Source organism: Kitasatospora sp. NPDC015121 (assembly GCF_055562955.1).
Genome location: NZ_JBVHEH010000006.1, coordinates 97,656 through 115,149 on the forward strand (window position 1 = coordinate 97,656; position 17,494 = coordinate 115,149).

A 17,494-nucleotide genomic window follows, 5' to 3' on the forward strand; every position below is an offset into this window, starting at 1 on the left:
GCCTCACCCCGCCGGGGCGTCCCGGCGGGCCCGCAGGGCGGCCCGTTCGAGGTCGGCGACGGCCCGCGCCCGCTCCAGCGTCGCCACCAGCTCCGACCGGGGCAGCGTCACCACCGTCGGCCCCCGCCGGGCCCCGGTGCCCCAGGCCGGACCGCCGTCCTCGCGCAACCGGACGGCCAGGTGCACCGCCTCGCCCTCGGGGAACGCGAACGCGCTCACGTCGTCGGTGCACTCGCCCCACTCCAGGAACGCGCACCGGGCCAGCTCCCGCCCGTCTCCGCCGTCTCCGCCGTCCTCCCGGTCGTCCCGCTCCTCGCCGTCCTCCCGGTCCTCGTACCGGCCGGCCTCGGCCAGCCGGAAGAACGCCACCGGATCGGTCCGGACGGCGGGCGGCGGGCCGGCCGGGGCGCGGAAGCGGGCCAGCTCGTCCCCGAGCTTCCTGACCAGCAGCGGCGGGTAGAACGCGTGGTCCCGGGCGTTCACGTGCCGACCGCCGACGTGCACGTCCACGCACAGCAGGCCCCCGCCCAGCCCGAACCGGAACTCCAGGCCGAACCCGGCCCGCGACCCCACCAACACCCCGACCCTCCAAGCCCCGCGCCGTCCCCGGCCAGCCTACGATGGGAAGATGCCGGAGCCCGACCCCCATGGGGATCCCTACTGGAACACCAACGTCGCCCGCCACCCGGGCATCCTGCGCCGCGTCCCCGCCGGGTGCGCCGAGGCGCTCGACGTCGGCTGCGGAGACGGGCTGCTGGCACGGAAGTTGAGCGAACGGGCCGGACACGTCACCGGGATCGACCGCTCCCCGGAGATGATCGCCCAGGCCCGCCGCCGCACCGCCGGACGGCCCGGCGTCGACTTCCTGGAGGCCGACTTCCTCACGGCCGAACTCCCCGCCCAGGGCTACGACTTCATCTGCTCGGTGACCACCGTCCACCACATGGACTTCACCGCCGCGCTCACCCGGATGCGCGAACTCCTGCGCCCCGGCGGCACCTTGGTGGTTGTCGGCCTGGCCCGCGAGGCCACCCTCCGCGAGTGGGCCGTCACCCTCGCCGCCGCCCCCGCCGTCCGGGCCGTCAAACTGCTGCGCCGGGCCCGCGGTCCGGTGGGCATGCCGGTGGCCGACCCGCGGATGGGCTACGCCCAGGTCCGCGCCGAGGCCCGCCGCCTGCTCCCGGGCGTCCGCTACCGCCGGCACGTGCTGCGCCGCTACTCGCTGACCTGGCACAAGCCGCCCCGGCCCTGACGGCGGGGGAACGGTGTGGACGGCCGGCCGCCGAGGGGGAGCGGGTCGTGCAGTGGTGGATCCTGCTGTCGGCGGTGGGGCCGCGCTGATCGGGGGTGCCGCCGCCAGATATCGGTAGGCGTACCGGACGTACCGGGAGGCGGCGGCGCGAGTGCGGCCACCGGAGCGGGAGTTCACCGTCCACGAGCTCGCGTACCTGGCCGGCGGGCGGCGTGCGGTCGCGGAGGTGGGGCCGGCCGCCATGGTGCCGGCCGGCCGGGTGACCCGCGTCGGCCCCGCCGGCGGCTGCTACGGCAGGCCCGTCGAGCTGGACCGGGCCATCAGGTGGCCCTCCTCCGGGTGCACCCCGCCGTTCGAGGACCCGCCGGGACTCGGTGGCCTCTGAACGGATGATCGAACGAGCGGATGATCGAATCGAACGTCCGGGCGTCGACGGTCGGGGCTAGGCTCTCGATCATGGCTTTGACACCTGACGAGTTCCACGCCCGGGCCCGCGCGGCCGCCGACGCCGAACTCCGGCTCCCGCTGGCCCGGATGACCGGCTGGGAGATCAGCCCGTTCGAGCAGGAGGGGCTGCGGGTCTCGCCGCTGCGGCCACCGGTGCTGCCCGAGCCCGCGCGGCACGGCGAGGACCCGGCGGACTGCGAGATCTGCCGGAAGCGGGACGTGGGCCTCTGGTTCACCGACCACTGGCGGCTCGACCGAGTCGCGGGCGTCGGGGTGCCGCTGGCGCTGATGCTGTACCCGCGCGACCACTGCGACCTGGCCGAGCTCCCCGACGAACTGGCTGCCGAACTGGGCGTGTTGACCACCCACATCGTCCGGCACGTGCAGGCGCTGCCGCACGTCGCCCGGGCGCACGTCTACCGGCTGGGCGACGGCGCCGCGCACCTGCACCTGTGGTTCTTCGCCCGCCCGGAGGGCCAGGTGCAGCTGTTCGGCTCCTGGCTGCCGGTCTGGGACGACCTGCTGCCGGAGTACCCGGCGGAACCGGCCGCCGCGGACGCGGAGACCGTCGCCGACGCCCTGGTCGCCTCGTACGGCGGCCGACGCACCGCGACCGCGACGGCGACCGCGACCACCTGAGCCCGGCCCCGGACCCGGTCCGGGCGGTCGCGGTGTGCTGGCAGGATGGGTCGGGGCGGCGGGGACGGACGAGGGAACGGGTGCGCGTGGGCGGCTGGGAGCGGGCGTTGGACGCGGCCGGGGTGCGGGAGCCCGCGCTGCGGGAGGCGTACGGGCGGCAGCGGGAACGGGTCACCGCCTACAAGCGGGAGGTGGTGCTGGCCGCCGGGCTGCTGCTGCCGCCCGCGACCGTCCCGCACGTGATCGCGGCGACCGCGTTCATGCACCACACCGACAACCTGCTCGACAGCGGCCCGGTCGACACCCGCCGCGCCGCGTCCGCCCGTTGGCGCGCGGAGGTCACCGCCGCGCTCGACGCCGGGCGCACCGACGACCCCGAACTGCGCCCGCTGCTCGCCAGCGCGGCGGCCCGGCCGGTCCTGCGCGGGCGGGTGCTGGACTTCCTCGCCGCCGCGGACGCCGACCTCGACTTCACCGGCTTCGCCACCGAGGACGACTACCAGGCCTACCTCGACGGGTACTCGCTGCCCGGCTTCCTGGTGGTCGCCGCGCTGCTCGGCCCCGACGGCGACCAGCGCGCCTACCGCGCCGCCTGCCGGACGTTCATCGACTCCAGCCAGCGGCTCGACTTCGTCAACGACCTCGCCGAGGACCTCACCGACGGCCGCCTCACCCTCCCCGCCGACGCGCTGGCCGCGCACGGCGTCACCCGCGCCGACCTCGAAGGCGCCCGGGACACCCCCGCCGTCCGGGCGCTGCTCGGCGAACTGCTCGACCGGGCCGACCGCGCCCGCGCCGCGAGCGGCACCCTGGTCGACCTCGCGCCCCCCGAGCACCGGCCGATGATCCGCTGCATCGTCGGCGTCGAACGGCTCACCGCCGCCGCCGCCCGCGCCGACCTCGGCGCGCTGCCGCGCCGTTCCGCGAGCCCCGCGAAGCCGGGCCTGCTGCGGTTGCTGGCCCGCGAGTACGTCCGGGCCCGGCGGGGGCGCTGAGGGCCGGGCGGGACGGTGGCCGGTCACACCCCCAGGAGGACCGGAGCCGGGGCCGGAGCCGCGCGGCGGTAGCGGCCCGGCGCGGTGCCGTGGCGGCGGGAGAACGCCCGGGAGAAGGCGAACTCCGAGGTGTAGCCCACCGCGCGGGCGATGTCGCCGACCCGGTCGTCCGTGTCGCGCAGCAGGCGCGCGGCCCGGTCGATCCGCAGCCCGGCGAGGTACGCCAGCGGGCTGTCGCCGACCAACTCCTTGAAACGTCGGGCGAACGCCGGACGTGACATCGCCACGGTGCGCGCCAACTGCTCCATCGTCCAAGGGCGTTGCGGATCGTCGTGGAGGAGTGAGAGCACACCGCCGATCCGCGGGTCGCGCAGGGCCGCCAGCCAGGAGGGGCCGGCCGCCTCCGTCTCCGCGCCCGGGCCGGCCTCGGTCTCCGCGTCCAGCCGCTCCAGCCAGGTGCGGACGACCTGGACGAACAGCACGTCGGTCAGCCGGGTCGCCAGGGCCTGGGCGCCGGGGCGCCGGTTGGTGGTCTCGGCGGCGATCAGGCGTACGGTCGCCTGGAGTTCGGCGTCGGCGCCCGCCCCCGGGACGTGGATGACCTCGGGCAGCGCGGCCAGGACCGGGTGCCTTCCGGCCTCGCCCTCGTGCGTGAACTTGCCGCAGACGATCCGCACCGCCGGGCCGCCGCCGCCCAGGTCGAGCACCCCGTCGCGGCCCGGCGGGTGCTCGGCCTCCAACTCGGCGTAGCGCACGGCCGTCGAATCCGGCGCGCCCACCAACTCGTGCCGGGCGCCCCGGGGGAGCAGCACGACGTCCCCCGGCACCAGGCGCAGCGGGGGCCGGTCGGCCGTCCGCAGCCAGCAGACGCCTTCGGCGACGAGGTGGAAGCCGGCCGTGGGTGCCGGGTCGATGCCGCAGCCCCAGTCGGGTCGGCCGGAGCGCAACTGGGCCAGCAGTACGCCGCCGAAGCGGGTGGCGGCCAGGATGTCCGCGAGTACGTCCATGTCGAGCACTCTAGCCACGGACCACCCCACCGTCCCGTGGACGAGAGGATCGGACAATTTTCCTAGCTTTTCTGTCATGGATCGTCTGGTGCGCCACTTCTTAAGGTGGAACCACGGCAACGACGAGCAGGAGCAGCCGCGGCGAGCCGACCGGTCCTGACCTGGTGTCAGGGGGCGGTCGTCGGCCCGGTGCGATGGAAGGAAGCAGCATGAAGGTGGGAATCGCCATGTTCCCCGCGGACTTCGCGATCCGCCCCGACGCACTGGCCCGGGCGGTGGAGGAGCGCGGCTTCGAGTCGCTCTTCCTGCCGGAGCACACCCACCTTCCCGCCAGCGAGCGCACCCGCCGGGAGGTCGGGGAGCTGCCCCCGCACTTCTCGCACACCCACGACCTCTTCGTGGCCCTCACCTACGCGGCGGCGGCCACCTCCGAGTTGAAGGTCGCCACCGGCATCTGCCTCGTCCCGCAGCGGGACCCGCTCACCACCGCGAAGGCGGTGGCCTCGCTCGACGTCCTCTCCGGCGGCCGCGTGCTGTTCGGGGTCGGCGCCGGTTGGATCTCCGAGGAACTGGAGAACCACGGCACCGAGCCGGGGCGCCGCTGGGCCGTGCTGGCCGAGCGGGTCAGGGCGATGCGGGAGATCTGGACCAACGAGGTCGCCGAATTCCACGGCGAGCACGTCGACTTCGGCCCCGTCTGGTCCTGGCCCAAGCCGCGCCAGGCCCCGCACCCGCCGGTCCTGGTCGGTGGCTCGGGCCCCCGGGTCGCCCGCCGGGTCCTCGACTTCGGCGACGAGTGGATGCCGCACGCCGGGATGCCGCTGGACGAACTGTCCGCCCGGATCGCCGAACTGCGGCAGGCGGGCCGCGCGGTGGGCCGCGCCCACGTCCCCGTGACCGTCTTCGGCGCCGAGCCCGACCCGGCCGTCCTGGAGGGCCTGCGCGCCGTCGGCGTCGACCGGGCGGTGCTCTACGCGCCACCGGCCGAGGACGCCGAGGTCAAGGACTTCCTGGACTCGGCGGCACCACTGGTCGAACGCTTCCGGGACTGAGCGGTTTCCGTGTCACGTCACCGATGCTCCGTCATCGATGCCTTGTCATTGATGCCTCGTCATTGATGTCCGGTCACCGATGTTCTGTCACTGATGTCCCATCACCGATGTCCCGTCATCAATGCGCGGACATCCCTGTCCGATCCGCCCCCCCAACGTCACGTGATCCACAAGGAGTTCCCATGAGCAAGGTCTGGTTCGTCACCGGTTCCTCCCGCGGTTTCGGCCGCCGCTACGTCGAGGCCGCGCTGGAGCGCGGTGACAGGGTCGCGGCCACCGCCCGCGACGAGAAGTCCCTCGCGGACCTCGTCGCCGCCCACGGCGACAGGGTGCTCCCGCTCCGGCTGGACGTCACCGACAAGGCTGCGGTCTTCGCCGCGGTCGAGCGGGCCCACGAGCACTTCGGCCGGTTGGACGTCGTGGTCAACAACGCGGGCCACGGGCTGTTCGGTGCGGTCGAGGAACTGTCGGAGCAGGCGCTGCGCGACCAGTTGGAGACCAACCTGTTCGGTGTGCTGTGGGTGACCCAGGCGGCGCTCCCGTACCTGCGGGAGCAGGGGGGCGGCCACATCGTGCAGATCTCCTCCACCGGAGGCGTCGCCGCCTGGCCGCTGGTCGGCGGCTACCACGCCTCGAAGTGGGCGCTGGAGGGGCTGAGCGAGTCGCTGGCCCAGGAGGTCGCCGGGCTCGGCATCAAGGTCACCATCGTCGAGCCGGGTGCCTACGCCACCGACTGGGGCGGCTCGTCCGCGGTGCAGTCGGAGCCGATCGCGGCCTACGACGAAGTCCGCGGCGCGCTCGGCGCCTTCATGGCGACGCTGGACTTCGGCGACCCGCTGGCCGCCGGCCGGGCACTGCTGGAGGTCGTCGACGCGGACGAACCGCCGCTGCGGGTGTTCTTCGGCACCCAGGGCGACGAGATGCTGCCGGCCCTCTACGCGGAGCGCCTCAAGGTCTGGGCGGAGTGGCAGGACCTGGCCGCCCGGGCGCAGGGCTGAGCGGGTGCAGGGCTGAGCGGGCGCGGGGCTGAGCAGGTGCGGCGCCGGGTGGGCGAGGGGCCCGGGCGGCGTGCTGAGCGGGAACCGACGGTGCGTCGCTTCGGTTCCCGCTCGGCCTTGGTGCCGCCTGCCGCTGGGGGAGCGCGGGACGGCACGGGGCGGGGCGGGTGTTCACGGCGTCGCCGCGAACACCTCCCGGTGGTCGCGGGCCCACTGTTCGAAGGTGCCCGCCGGTCTGCCGAGCACCCGCGGCACGTGGTCGGTGAGGTGGGCCGCGCCGCCGGCCCGGGCCCAGCCGATGTCGGTGGCGATGCCGACGGGCAGCCAGCTGAGCGCGTGGGACTCGGTGGTCCGGACCGGCCGTCCCAGCACGTCCGCCAGGATCGCGGCCTGGTCGGCGAGGGTGAGCAGTTCGGGGCCGGCCAGGTCGTAGCGCTGTCCGTCGTGCGCGTCGTCGGTCAGGGCGGCGACGGCGACCTCGGCGACGTCCCGCGGGTCGACGACGGCCTGCGGGGCGTGGCCGACCAGGTCCGGGATCGGCTCCCCGGCCTGGATCAGGGCCCGGTGGCGCAGCAGGTTGGAGGCGAAGCCCGCGGGGCGGAGGATCGTCCAGGCCAGCCCGCTGGCCCGGAGGGCCTGTTCGGCGGCGAGGTGCCAGGCGCCGACCGTCCCCCCTTCGAAGCGCTCGCCGGTGCCGAGGGCGGACAGCTTGACGACCCTGCGGACGTCCGCCGTCCGCGCGGCCTTGAGCAGGGCGAGGTCGTGGTCGGCGGTCGGCAGCGGGGGCGCGGTCAGCAGGAAGACGGTGTCGACGCCGGCGACCGCGCGGGCCAGCGCCTCCGGGTCGTCGAAGTCGGCGCGCACGCCGCCGGGGCGCTCGCGGCGGGACATCGCCCGGAACGGCAGGCCCCGTTCGCCGAGCACGCGGACAACGTGACTGCCGATGGTTCCGGTGGAACCGGTGACAAGGATCATGTCCCAGACAGTGGCAAGGTCCGAGCACAGGGGGATAGGAAGTTTCGGCAGTATCGTTGGCCCGATGAACGCACTCGTCTTACCGCCCGCCCTGCGGAGTTGGGTGGCCGGGATCGACATCGCCACGGCCGCCGGACCGTCGGCGGTCGACGTGCCCGACCACGCCACCACCCTGATCGTCCGCGCCGACCGGCGCGAGCTGATCGTGCAGGGCCCCCGGACCCGGGCCGCCTACCGGGTCGCCCCGCCCGGCCGTTCGTGCGTACGGGTCCGGATGCGGCCCGGCCGCGCCCAGCAACTGCTCAGACGCTCGCTGCACGGCCTCGCCGACGGTGTCCTGCCGCTGCGCGAACTGCCGGGCCTGGGCCTGGACGTCGACCGGCTCGCCGCCGACCCGGTCACCGCGCTCGGCGAGGCGCTGGCCGGCCGCCCGGAGCCGTCGGAGCGGCTGGAGGAGGCGGTGCGGCTGCTGGCCGGCGGCACCGTCACGGAGACCGCGGCCCGGCTGGGGATCAGCGAGCGCCGACTGCACACCCTGTTCACCGACGCCACCGGCCTGTCGCCGAAGCACTTCGCCCGGATCGACCGGGTCCGCACCGTGCTCGCGGCCGACCCGGGCCGGTGGGCGGACATCGCCGCGCGGGCCGGCTACTACGACCAGTCCCACATGACGGCAGAGTTCCGCCGCTTCATGGGCGTCCCGCCGGCCGCGTTCAGCGCCGGCCGCTACCCCGCCGCGACCTCCTGCACCGCCTGAACCCCGTGCTGGCCTCCGGCGCCGCTCCCGGTGGTTGTGCTGCTCCGTCAACTGCGTTGCTGCTCCGTCATGGTGGCGCCCGCCGCCGTCCGGGGCGGCAGGAGGGCGCCGGTCGGCAGTGAGCCGTCGGCCGCACCGGGGTCCGCATCCCGGCATGACCGCGCCCGGCCAGTGGATGTGCGCCGTATCGCACAGGTGAGATATGTTCACGCGGTGACCGAAGACTACCTCTCCCGCATCGGCAAGCTCGTCCGTGCCGCCCGCACCCACAAGGGCTGGACGCAGAGCCAGCTCGCCGCGGCCCTCGGCACCACCCAGAGCGCGGTGGCCCGGATCGAGTCCGGCGGCCAGAACATCGGCCTCGACCTGGTCGCCCGGATCGGCGAGGCGCTGGACAGCGAGATCGTCTCGCTCGGCGTCGCCGGACCGATGAACCTGCGGGTGGTCGGCGGCCGCCGCCTCTCCGGCGCCATCGAGGTCCGCACCAGCAAGAACGCCTGCGTCGCCCTGCTCGCCGCGTCCCTGCTGACCACCGGCCGCACCACCCTGCGGCGCGCCGCCCGGATCGAGGAGGTCTACCGCCTGCTGGAGGTCCTCGCCAGCATCGGCGTGCGCCACCGCTGGACCAACGACGGCACCGACCTGGAGATCACCCCGCCCGCGCGGCTCGACCTCTCCGGCATGGACGAGGACGCCGCCCGGCGCACCCGCAGCATCCTGATGTTCCTCGGCCCGCTGCTGCACCGTGCCGACCGCTTCGAGATCCCGTACGCGGGCGGCTGCGACCTCGGCACCCGCACCGTCCAGCCGCACCTGGCCGCGCTGCGCCAGTTCGGGCTGCACGTCAGCGCCACCACCGGCAGCTACCGGGCCAGCGTCGACCGCGGCGTCTCCCCGCAGCGCCCCATCGTGCTGACCGAACGCGGCGACACCGTCACCGAGAACGTCCTGCTCGCCGCCGCCCGCCACCCCGGCACCACCGTCATCCGCAACGCCAGCGCCAACTACATGGTCCAGGACCTGTGCTTCTTCCTGGAGCTGCTCGGCGTCCGGGTCGAGGGCATCGGCACCACCACGCTCACCGTGCACGGCAAGGCCGTCATCGACGCCGACGTCGACTACGCCCCCTCCGAGGACCCGGTCGAGGCGATGAGCCTGCTCACCGCCGCCGTCGTCACCGACTCCGAACTGACCATCCGCCGCGTCCCGATCGAGTTCATCGAGATCGAGCTCGCCGTCCTGGAGGAGATGGGCCTCGACTGCGGGCGCGGCCCCGAGTACCCGGCCGCCAACGGCCGCACCCGGCTGACCGACCTCACCGTGCGCCCCTCCAAGCTGGTCGCGCCGATCGACAAGATCCACCCGATGCCGTTCCCCGGCATCAACATCGACAACCTGCCGTTCTTCGCCGCGATCGCCGCCTGCGCGCACGGCTCCACCCTGGTCCACGACTGGGTGTACGAGAACCGCTCGGTCTACCTCACCGAACTCGGCCGGGTCGGCGCCAGCGTCCAGCTCATGGACCCGCACCGCGTCCTGGTCGAGGGCCCCACCCGCTGGCGGGCCGCCGAGATGATGTGCCCGCCGGCGCTGCGCCCCGCGATGGTCCTGCTGCTGGCGATGCTGGCCGCCGAGGGCACCTCCATCCTGCGCAACGTCTACGTGATCAACCGGGGTTACGAGGACCTGGCGGCCCGACTGAACTCGGTCGGCGCGCAGATCGAGGTCTTCCGCGACATCTGAGCCGCCGTCGCACCCCGCGACCTCGCAGGCCTCGCAGGAGTCGCAGACATCGCACCAGCGCGGTAGGGGCCGCCCGGCTGACGTCCGGGCGACCCCTCGCCGCACGTCCGTGGCCGGCTCGTGCGTCGAGGGGACGGTCGACCCCGTCCGCGCTCGCGGGGAGGGCGGCAGCCGTGGACCCGCCTTCTCGGGAGTCGGGCCCTCGGCGCCTAGAGTGCGCGCAGCAGGAACTGGGTGGTGGTGTAGCCGGCGCCGCCGGAGCAGGCGTAGTTCTGCTGGCTGGCGGTGTACGTGAACCCGGACGGCACGGAGCAGGCCCACATGCCGGTCACGGGCTTGTAGAGCAGGAACTGGTTGGTCTTGTAACTCCCGCCGCTGGAGCACGTGTAGTTGCTCGCGACCCCGGTGTAGGTGTAGCCGGGCACGGTGGCGCAGGCCCACAGGCCCTCGGCGGGCGGTTCGACGTAGAACTCGGTGGTGCGGTAGCCGCTGCCACCCGAGCAGGTGTAGGAGCTGCGCGAAGAGGTGTACGTGTAGCCGGACGGAACGGAACACGCCCAGGAGCCCGAGGTGATCGCGGCAGCCCCGGTCGAGGGGGACGGCGCGGCGGCCGCCGGGGCGCTTGCCGTGGTCAAGGCGGTGACGAGGGCGAGGGCGGCCGTCACCGTGGCGGCGGGCAGCGCGCGGGAGTTCGTACGCGGCATGGCAGGCACTCCTGTCGGTTCGTCCGTCGGGGGCGGTGGCTGGGGCGGGACGGGGCCGTGACCATGCCCGGCCGCAGCGAGGTGCGCGCCGGAAGACTGTCAGGGGCACGGGACAGCGACAAGAGCGCCCCGGCGCGGTCCGCTGCGTTCCGGCCGCCACCCGCGCCACGGATGACCTGGGCCTCGGCCAGGGCGCGCCGCACTGCCAGGGCGTTCGGTACGAAGCGAACGGCAGGATCCGCCCCGGCAAGCCGAGGCGGTCACCTGCCCTGCCACGGACCGGCCGGTTGACCGGGGTGGGGGCACCTCAGGGCCGGAGCGGGTGTGTCCTTGGGTGGGCGGTCTCCGATCAATAGTTGTCAATAACTGGCTTGAAGCAACACTGTTCGAATGGAGACCGCAGGGTGGTGACCGCCTTCTGCGTCTCGTCCTCGCCGGGTGGTGACCGTTCCTCGGCTACTGGTGAGGGGGCGGGCGGCTGTCGATGTGCCCGCGCTGTTCGTCCGGTGCGCGGGGCCGCAGGGCACCATCGGCTGAACCGGCGCGGAGCCCGGTCCGGGGCCCGCGGGCAGCGGGCTCCGGACCGGGCTCCGGGTCAGTGGTCGCTACGGCTGGCCGCCGCGCTCCAGTGGGATCCGTTCGCCGGCCTCGACCGCCGCCGGGAGCCGGTTCTCGGCGGGCGGCAGCGGGCAGGTCGCCAGGTCGGTGTAGGCGCACGGCAGGTTGGTGGACCGGTTGAAGTCGACCGTGACCCGGCCCTGCCCGTCCGGCGCCGGGATGTTCAGCGCGCGGTTGGCGGCGTAGGTGGTGACGCCCGAGGTGGCGTCGGTGAACAGCACCTGGAGGCTGCCCGGCAGGTTGCCGTTGAACGCGGTCAGCCGGTGCGTGCCGCCGCCGTCGGGCAGCGTGAACTCGACCTCGCCCGGGGCGTCGTACACGTGCTGCAGGCCCTCGACGGCCGCGCCGACGGTCACCGGCCGAGGGGCGTCGAACGGCAGGTAGCGGCCGGTCAGCGCCCAGCGCGGGTCCGGCGCGTACGTCGGGGTGCGGGTGAAGTCGCGCAGCAGCGGGTTGTCGGGGTGCCGGGGGCGGAGGATGTCGTGGCCGCCGCGCTTGGCGACCTCGACCACCGCGTCGCCCGCGGTCGCGTACTGGCTGGCCCGCTCCGGCAGCACGCCGAAGTGGTGCCGGCCGTGCACCGGCTCCCCGTCGACGACCAGCTCCTCGCCCTCGTCCAGCTCGACCCACACCCCGTCCGGGCCGGTCGACCAGGCGCCCGGGGCGTCCGGGTAGCGGGTCGGTTCGGTGTCCAGCCAGTGCAGGCCGGTGACGGCGAGGAAGCCGTGCGGGTCGGCGAGCGCGCGCTGGCTGGCGGCGTGCCACTCCTCCCACGCGCGGGTGAACTCCTCGGTGCCGGTGGATTCCTGAATGGTCGTCATATCGCTTCCCGGGGAGAGGTGGTGGTGGCAGCGGGCAGGTCCAGGTGTTCGCGCAGGGTGCTGCCCTCGTACTCGGTGCGGAACACGCCGCGCTCCTGGAGCAGCGGCACGACGGTGTCGGCGAACTCGTCCAGGCCGCCGGGCGTCAGGTGCGGGGCCAGGATGAAGCCGTCGCTGGCATCCTCCTGGACGAAGCGGTTCATCTCCTCGGCGACCCGGGCCGGGGTGCCGACGAAGGACTGGCGGCCGGACACCTCGATCACCAGGTCCCGGATGGACAGGTTCTTCGCCTCGGCGAGCGCCCGCCACTCGCGGGCCAGCGCCTGCGGGTCCCGGTTCATCCGGACCGAGGCCCGGCCCCGGGCCACCGTGTGCTCGCCGACCAGCGGATCCGCCGCCGGCAGCGGCCCCTCCGGGTCGTGGTCGGACAGGTCCCGGTTCCAGACCTGCTCCAGCAGCCGGATCGCGGTCTGCCCGCTGACCTGCTGCCGGCGCACCAGCTCGGCCTTCTCGTGCGCCTCGGCGTCGGTGTCGCCCAGCACGAAGGTCACCGCCGGCAGGATCTTCAACGACCCGTGCGCACGGCCGTACTTGGCGAGCCGGCCCTTCACGTCCGCGTAGAACGCCTTGCCCGCGTCCAGGGTCCCGTGCCGGGAGAAGATCGCGTCCGCCGAGGCGGCGGCGAACTCGCGGCCCTGCTCGGAGTCGCCGGCCTGGAAGATCACCGGACGGCCCTGCGGCGCGCGCGGCACGTCGAACCGGCCCGCGATGTCGAACTCGCTGCTGCGGTAGGCGAAACGGCCCGCGTCCGGGTCGCCCAGGAACGTGCCGGACGCCGGATCCGCCACCACCTCGTCCCCGCGCCAGGAGTCGAACAGCCGCCAGGACGCCTCCAGGAACTGCTGCGCCCGGGCGTACCGGTCCTCCTCGCGCAGGAACCCGCCGCGCCGGAAGTTCTCACCGGTGAAGGCGTCCCAGGAGGTCACCACGTTCCACGCCGAGCGGCCCGCCGAGAGGTGGTCCAGTGAGGCGAACTGCCGTGCCACCTCGTACGGTTCGTTGAACGTCGAGTTGATCGTCCCGGCCAGGCCGAGCCGGTCGGTGATCGCCGCCAGCGCCGCCAGCACGGCGAAGGTGTCCGGACGGCCGACCACGTCCAGGTCGTAGATCAGCCCGTTCTGCTCGCGCAGCCGCAGGCCCTCGGCCAGGAACAGGAAGTCGAACTTGGCGCGCTCGGCGGTCCGCGCCAGGTGGGCGAAGGAGCTGAACGCGATCTGGCTGCCCGCCTGCGGGTCGCTCCACACCGTGGTGTTGTTCACGCCCGGGAAGTGCGCCGCCAGGTGGATCCGCTTGAGTGGCCTGTCGCCGCCGCCGCCGCTGCTGCTGTTCTCGTTGCTCATGTCTGGTGCTTTCCTTCGGAGTTCGGAGTTCAGGCGCGGACGGTGGCGGGTGCGGCGGCGGTGGCGTAGCGGTTGGCGGGGCGCGGCAGGCCCAGCAGGCCGCGCAGGGTGGACGCCTCGTAGGCGGTGCGGAACAGCCCGCGCTGCTGCAACTCCGGGACCAGGCCGCGGGTGATCCGCTCCAGGTCGTACGGCAGCGCGCCCGGCCGCAGCCGGAATCCGGTCAGCCCGGACTCGGCCAACTCGACGAGCAGGTCGGCCAGTTCGACGGGCGTCCCGGCGAAGATCCGGGCGTCGCTGGCGTACTCGGCGCCCGCCGTCCCGTTCAGCCGGGCCAGCCGCTCGGCCGCCGCGCCCGGCCGCTCCTCCAGGAAGACCACCAGGTCGGCGAAGACGTGCAGGGTCTCCGCCGCGCGCCCGGCGGCCTCCTGGGCGGCCCGGATCTCGGCCAGGATCGCCCGGGCGTCGTCCGCGTCGCGCGGCGTCACGAACGCCAGGTCGGCCGAGCGGCCCGCCAGCCGGAACGGCTCGCCGCGGTGGGCCAGGGCCGCGACCAGCGGCTGACCCTGCGGCGGGCGGGGCGTGATCGACGGGCCGCGGACCGAGAACCGCGGGCCCTCGAAGTCGATGTAGTGCAGCTTCTCCCGGTCGATGAACCGGCCGGTCGCGGCGTCCCGGATCTCCGCGTCGTCCTCCCAGCTGTCCCACAGCCGGCGCAGCACCTCCACGTAGTCCTCGGCCTCGCCGAAGAGCTCGGCGAGCCCGGCCAGCGAGGCGGGCGAGTCCAGGTCCTCCAGCTCCAGGTCGAGCGGCTCGCGGCGGCCGAAGTGCCGGACCTCGTCGTTGCGCCCCGAGGCCTTCACCCGCACCCCCGCCCGGCCCTCGCTCACAAAGTCCAGCGTGGCCACCGCCTTGGAGAGGTGGAACGGCTCGGTGTGCGTCGTGATCGCGGTCGGCACCAGCCCGATGTGGCTGGTCAGCGGCGCGATCCGGGCCGCCACCAGCACCGCGTCCAGCCGGCCGCGGACCCGGTCGGTGCGCGCGTCCGGCTCGAACGGGTGGTCCGACTGCAGGCTCAGCCCGTCCTCGATGGTCAGCAGGTCGAGCAGGCCGTGCTCCGCCTCCGCCGCCAGGTCCGCCCAGTACCGGGCGGTGAACAGCTCCTTCGGCCGGGCCTCCGGCTCCCGCCACGCGGCGGGGTGCCAGCCGGCGCCGTCCAGCGCGACGGCGAGGTGGAGGGGGGCGGGGGACTGGGGTACTGCTGGGGATGCGGACATGGTGGACCGGTTCCTGTTCACGCGGAGGAGCTGGGGAGGTGCTGAAGCGCCGGGAGGCCGGGGCGCGGGCGGTGCGATGCGGAGCGGTGCGGGGAGCGGTGGCGGACCGGAGTCGCGGTGGCTGCGGCGATCGTCGACCGCCGGGGCGGTCCGAGGGCTGCTCGGGGAGGGCGTCCGGGGCGCGCGGAGGGCGCGGCGGCGTCGGCGGGCGGAGGGAAGGGGCGGCGTCAGCCGACCGGACAGGCCGGACAGAGCGCGGCGCTCACCCGCAGCAGGTCGACCGGCCGGTCGAGGTACACCTCGCGCTCCAGTGCCCGCACCGCCGTCACCTCCCGTCCGCGCCTCGCGGCACCGCCCGGGTGCCGCCGTCCTCGCACCGTAACCCCGCACCCCGGCCCGGCACAACGCTGTTCATACAGCGGTAACGAACCACCGGTCCCGGCCCGGCGGACGGCCGTTGACATCCCGTCGGACCCCGGCCTAGCTTGGCCGCGACAGGGGTCGGGACGGCCGACGAGGACCAGCGGGGACGGCCGGGACGTGCGGGAGGCGGAGGCGGTGCGGGCAGCGGAGCGTGAGGTGTACCTCGACCGGCCCGTCGACCTGCTGCGCGTCAACAGCGCGCTCTGTCCGGCCGGTTGAAGCAACCCGCCGCATGCCGTGCGCCGCTCGCCGCACGTCCGCTCGCCCGTCCCGCACCAGGAGCCGTACCGCCATGACCCCGCGCACCACCCTGCCCACCGACACCACTGACACCACCGACACCTCCGACGCCGCTGTTGCCGTCGTTGCCGACGACGCACTGGCCCGGCTGCTCACCCCCGAGGCCGTCGCGCTGCTCGACAACCCGATCTGGGCGGCCCTGACCGGCCCGCACGCCCACCTCGCCGAACGCCTCGGCCGCGCCGCCCGCTACCCCCTCGACGTCTCGCCGTTCACCGCGCTCGCCGACCCCGCCGACCCGCAGGCCTGGCGCGACCTCGCCGCCCTGGCCGGGCCGCCCGGCACCACGCTGCCCCTCACCGCCACCCCGCCCGAGGGCTGGGAGGTGGTGGACGGCGGCGAGGGCGTCCAGCTGATCGCCACCGCGCTGCGCACCGAGCCCGCGCCCGAGGCCGTCCGGCTCGGCCCCGCGGACGTCCCCGAGATGCTCGACCTGGTCGCCCGCACCACGCCCGGCCCGTTCCTGCCCCGCACCGTCGTGCTCGGCCGCTACCTCGGCCTGCGCGAGGGCGGCCGGCTGGTCGCGATGGCCGGCGAGCGGCTGCGGCTGCCCGGCTGGACCGAGATCAGCGCCGTCTGCACCGCCCCCGAGCACCGCGGCCGCGGCCTCGCCACCCGCCTGGTGCGCGCCGTCGCGCACGGCATCGAGCAGCGCGGCGACCACCCGTTCCTGCACGCCGCCGCGGCCAACACCAAGGCGATCGCGCTGTACGAGTCGATCGGCTTCACGCTGCGCCGCCGCACCGAGTTCCTGGTGGCCCGCACCCCGCTCCGCGCCGAGGGCGGGGCCCGGCCGTGACCGCCCCGGCCCGGCCGCCCGCCGCGTTCCACTGGTTCCTGCCGACCGGCGGCGACGCCCGCGACCTGGGCGGCGCCGCGCACGGCACCGGCATCGGCGGCGCGGCCGGGGGCCCCGCGGCCGCCGGGCGCCCCGCCACCCTCGGCTACCTCACCCAACTCGCTCAGGCCGCCGACCAGTTGGGCTACGAGGCGGTACTCACCCCGACCGGCGCGCACTGCGAGGACGCCTGGATCACCACCGCCGCGCTGATCGCCGCCACCCGCCGGCTCAAGTTCCTGGTCGCCTTCCGCCCCGGCCTGGTCGAACCCGCGCTCGCCGCGCAGACCGCCGCCACCTTCCAACGCCTCTCCGAGGGCCGGCTGCTGCTCAACGTGGTGGCCGGCGGCAGCGACGCCGAACAGCGCGGCTACGGCGACCGGCTCGACCACGACCAACGCTACGCCCGGGCCGACGAGTTCCTGGACGTGGTCCGCACCGCCTGGCGCGGCACCCCGTACGACCACGCCGGCCCGCACTACCGGATCGACGACGGACACCTGCGCCGCCCGCCCGACCCGCTGCCCCGGATCTACTTCGGCGGCTCCTCCGCCCCCGCGCTCGACGTCGCCGCCCGGCACGCCGACACCTACCTGACGTGGGGCGAACCGGTCGAACGGGTCGCCGAGAAGATCGCCCGGGTGCGCGCGCTCGCCGCCGCCCGGGGGCGCTCGCCGCGCTTCGGCCTGCGGGTGCACGTCCTCAGCCGGGCCACCGCCGCCCGCGCCCGGCAGGACGCCGAAGCGCTGATCGCCGACCTCGACGACGCCGCGATCGCCGCCGGACAGCAGCGCCTGCGCGCCCTCGAGTCGGTCGGCCAGCGCCGGATGCTCGACCTGCATGGCGGCCGCCGCGACCGCCTCTGGGTGGCCCCCAACCTGTGGGCGGGCATCGGCCTGGTCCGCGGCGGCGCGGGCACCGCCTTGGTCGGCAGCCACCGCGAGGTCGCCGACCGCCTCGCCGAGTACCGGGACGCCGGCGTCGACGAGTTCGTCCTCTCCGGCTACCCGCACCTGGAGGAGGCCTACACCTTCGCCGAACACGTCCGCCCGCTGCTCTGACCCCGGCCGCCACGAGCGGCCCGAACGTCCCCCGCCCGGGACGTTCGGCCCCTGCCGTCCTCCCCGCCGCCCCGCCTACGCTGGAGCCTCACCCGTAGGACGGGCCGGCGGGCCGTGACACCCGCCGGCCCACCGGGGCCCGCGACCCGTTCGACGTCCGTGGCGGGCCGGTCCTCGTCGGTCCTCG

General features: G+C 74.8%; 17 protein-coding genes. 10 read left to right on the top strand and 7 right to left on the bottom strand.

Going from position 1 to position 17,494, the window contains the following annotated elements:
- Nucleotides 1–3: 3 nt before the first annotated feature.
- Nucleotides 4–579: a hypothetical protein gene (locus ACZ3J7_RS10385; RefSeq protein ID WP_465618878.1), complete on the bottom strand. Its 576-nt coding sequence runs from the start codon at nucleotides 577–579 to the stop codon at nucleotides 4–6.
- Nucleotides 580–628: 49 nt separating this feature from the next.
- Here ACZ3J7_RS10385 and ACZ3J7_RS10390 point away from each other — a divergent pair, with 49 nt between their 5' ends.
- The 4 genes from ACZ3J7_RS10390 to ACZ3J7_RS10405 all read left to right on the top strand — a co-directional run bounded on the left by ACZ3J7_RS10390 (nucleotide 629) and on the right by ACZ3J7_RS10405 (nucleotide 3,333).
- Nucleotides 629–1,252, top strand: coding sequence for a class I SAM-dependent methyltransferase (locus ACZ3J7_RS10390; RefSeq protein ID WP_465618880.1), 624 nt, complete (start codon nucleotides 629–631; stop codon nucleotides 1,250–1,252).
- Nucleotides 1,253–1,403: 151 nt separating this feature from the next.
- Entirely contained in the window at nucleotides 1,404–1,637 is a 234-nt protein-coding gene (locus ACZ3J7_RS10395) for a hypothetical protein (RefSeq protein WP_465618882.1), read from the top strand.
- A gap of 71 nt (nucleotides 1,638–1,708) precedes the next feature.
- The gene (locus tag ACZ3J7_RS10400; protein ID WP_465618884.1) at nucleotides 1,709–2,338 is read left to right on the top strand and encodes a hypothetical protein; all 630 of its coding nucleotides are present in this window, start codon (nucleotides 1,709–1,711) and stop codon (nucleotides 2,336–2,338) included.
- 86 nt (nucleotides 2,339–2,424) lie between these two features.
- The gene (locus tag ACZ3J7_RS10405) at nucleotides 2,425–3,333 is read left to right on the top strand and encodes a squalene/phytoene synthase family protein (protein ID WP_465618886.1); all 909 of its coding nucleotides are present in this window, start codon (nucleotides 2,425–2,427) and stop codon (nucleotides 3,331–3,333) included.
- A 23-nt stretch (nucleotides 3,334–3,356) separates the two neighbouring features.
- Here ACZ3J7_RS10405 and ACZ3J7_RS10410 read toward each other — a convergent pair whose 3' ends face one another.
- On the bottom strand, nucleotides 3,357–4,340 hold the full coding sequence (locus ACZ3J7_RS10410) for a cupin domain-containing protein (RefSeq protein ID WP_465618887.1): 984 nt from the start codon (nucleotides 4,338–4,340) through the stop codon (nucleotides 3,357–3,359).
- Between the two features lie 209 nt (nucleotides 4,341–4,549).
- Between ACZ3J7_RS10410 and ACZ3J7_RS10415 the strand changes: the two genes are divergently transcribed.
- Entirely contained in the window at nucleotides 4,550–5,392 is an 843-nt protein-coding gene (locus tag ACZ3J7_RS10415; protein WP_465618889.1) for an LLM class F420-dependent oxidoreductase, read from the top strand.
- A 182-nt stretch (nucleotides 5,393–5,574) separates the two neighbouring features.
- Nucleotides 5,575–6,390 (top strand): SDR family NAD(P)-dependent oxidoreductase, encoded by an 816-nt coding sequence (locus ACZ3J7_RS10420; protein ID WP_465618891.1) that lies wholly within the window; start codon nucleotides 5,575–5,577, stop codon nucleotides 6,388–6,390.
- A 171-nt stretch (nucleotides 6,391–6,561) separates the two neighbouring features.
- On the opposite strand, the gene ACZ3J7_RS10425 is transcribed toward ACZ3J7_RS10420, so the two are convergent.
- Nucleotides 6,562–7,314, bottom strand: a complete 753-nt coding sequence (locus ACZ3J7_RS10425; RefSeq protein ID WP_465618893.1) for an NAD(P)H-binding protein — start codon at nucleotides 7,312–7,314, stop codon at nucleotides 6,562–6,564.
- Nucleotides 7,315–7,429: 115 nt separating this feature from the next.
- Between ACZ3J7_RS10425 and ACZ3J7_RS10430 the strand changes: the two genes are divergently transcribed.
- Both ACZ3J7_RS10430 and ACZ3J7_RS10435 read left to right on the top strand, forming a co-directional pair.
- Nucleotides 7,430–8,122, top strand: coding sequence for a helix-turn-helix domain-containing protein (locus ACZ3J7_RS10430; RefSeq protein WP_465618895.1), 693 nt, complete (start codon nucleotides 7,430–7,432; stop codon nucleotides 8,120–8,122).
- Nucleotides 8,123–8,335: 213 nt separating this feature from the next.
- On the top strand, nucleotides 8,336–9,865 hold the full coding sequence (locus tag ACZ3J7_RS10435) for a UDP-N-acetylglucosamine 1-carboxyvinyltransferase (RefSeq protein ID WP_465618897.1): 1,530 nt from the start codon (nucleotides 8,336–8,338) through the stop codon (nucleotides 9,863–9,865).
- Between the two features lie 209 nt (nucleotides 9,866–10,074).
- On the opposite strand, the gene ACZ3J7_RS10440 is transcribed toward ACZ3J7_RS10435, so the two are convergent.
- The 4 genes from ACZ3J7_RS10440 to ACZ3J7_RS10455 form a co-directional block, all read right to left on the bottom strand.
- Nucleotides 10,075–10,569: a hypothetical protein gene (locus tag ACZ3J7_RS10440; RefSeq protein WP_465618898.1), complete on the bottom strand. Its 495-nt coding sequence runs from the start codon at nucleotides 10,567–10,569 to the stop codon at nucleotides 10,075–10,077.
- A gap of 605 nt (nucleotides 10,570–11,174) precedes the next feature.
- Nucleotides 11,175–12,008 (bottom strand): DUF1684 domain-containing protein, encoded by an 834-nt coding sequence (locus ACZ3J7_RS10445; RefSeq protein WP_465618900.1) that lies wholly within the window; start codon nucleotides 12,006–12,008, stop codon nucleotides 11,175–11,177.
- The gene (locus ACZ3J7_RS10450) at nucleotides 12,005–13,408 is read right to left on the bottom strand and encodes an NtaA/DmoA family FMN-dependent monooxygenase (protein ID WP_465618902.1); all 1,404 of its coding nucleotides are present in this window, start codon (nucleotides 13,406–13,408) and stop codon (nucleotides 12,005–12,007) included. Before ACZ3J7_RS10450 ends, ACZ3J7_RS10445 begins: the two co-directional genes overlap by 4 nt.
- Before the next feature lie 29 nt (nucleotides 13,409–13,437).
- Nucleotides 13,438–14,685: an LLM class flavin-dependent oxidoreductase gene (locus ACZ3J7_RS10455; RefSeq protein WP_465618904.1), complete on the bottom strand. Its 1,248-nt coding sequence runs from the start codon at nucleotides 14,683–14,685 to the stop codon at nucleotides 13,438–13,440.
- A gap of 715 nt (nucleotides 14,686–15,400) precedes the next feature.
- On the opposite strand from ACZ3J7_RS10455, the gene ACZ3J7_RS10460 reads away from it, so the two are divergent.
- Both ACZ3J7_RS10460 and ACZ3J7_RS10465 read left to right on the top strand, forming a co-directional pair.
- Nucleotides 15,401–16,207 carry a GNAT family N-acetyltransferase gene (locus ACZ3J7_RS10460; RefSeq protein ID WP_465618906.1) on the top strand — a complete coding sequence of 269 codons (807 nt, stop codon included), beginning with the start codon at nucleotides 15,401–15,403 and terminating at the stop codon, nucleotides 16,205–16,207.
- Nucleotides 16,204–17,307 carry an LLM class flavin-dependent oxidoreductase gene (locus ACZ3J7_RS10465; RefSeq protein ID WP_465618908.1) on the top strand — a complete coding sequence of 368 codons (1,104 nt, stop codon included), beginning with the start codon at nucleotides 16,204–16,206 and terminating at the stop codon, nucleotides 17,305–17,307. The genes ACZ3J7_RS10460 and ACZ3J7_RS10465 overlap by 4 nt, the downstream gene beginning before the upstream one ends.
- Nucleotides 17,308–17,494: the final 187 nt, after the last annotated feature.

What these genes read in the sequence shown, in the direction of transcription:
- ACZ3J7_RS10390 (WP_465618880.1), top strand. Translation starts at nt 629, where the DNA reads ATGCCGGAGCCCGACCCCCATGGGGATCCCTACTGGAACACCAACGTC.
- ACZ3J7_RS10400 (WP_465618884.1), top strand. Translation starts at nt 1,709, where the DNA reads ATGGCTTTGACACCTGACGAGTTCCACGCCCGGGCCCGCGCGGCCGCC.
- ACZ3J7_RS10410 (WP_465618887.1), bottom strand. Translation starts at nt 4,340, where the DNA reads ATGGACGTACTCGCGGACATCCTGGCCGCCACCCGCTTCGGCGGCGTA.
- ACZ3J7_RS10415 (WP_465618889.1), top strand. Translation starts at nt 4,550, where the DNA reads ATGAAGGTGGGAATCGCCATGTTCCCCGCGGACTTCGCGATCCGCCCC.
- ACZ3J7_RS10420 (WP_465618891.1), top strand. Translation starts at nt 5,575, where the DNA reads ATGAGCAAGGTCTGGTTCGTCACCGGTTCCTCCCGCGGTTTCGGCCGC.
- ACZ3J7_RS10430 (WP_465618895.1), top strand. Translation starts at nt 7,430, where the DNA reads ATGAACGCACTCGTCTTACCGCCCGCCCTGCGGAGTTGGGTGGCCGGG.
- ACZ3J7_RS10440 (WP_465618898.1), bottom strand. Translation starts at nt 10,569, where the DNA reads ATGCCGCGTACGAACTCCCGCGCGCTGCCCGCCGCCACGGTGACGGCC.
- ACZ3J7_RS10445 (WP_465618900.1), bottom strand. Translation starts at nt 12,008, where the DNA reads ATGACGACCATTCAGGAATCCACCGGCACCGAGGAGTTCACCCGCGCG.
- ACZ3J7_RS10450 (WP_465618902.1), bottom strand. Translation starts at nt 13,408, where the DNA reads ATGAGCAACGAGAACAGCAGCAGCGGCGGCGGCGGCGACAGGCCACTC.
- ACZ3J7_RS10455 (WP_465618904.1), bottom strand. Translation starts at nt 14,685, where the DNA reads ATGTCCGCATCCCCAGCAGTACCCCAGTCCCCCGCCCCCCTCCACCTC.
- ACZ3J7_RS10460 (WP_465618906.1), top strand. Translation starts at nt 15,401, where the DNA reads ATGACCCCGCGCACCACCCTGCCCACCGACACCACTGACACCACCGAC.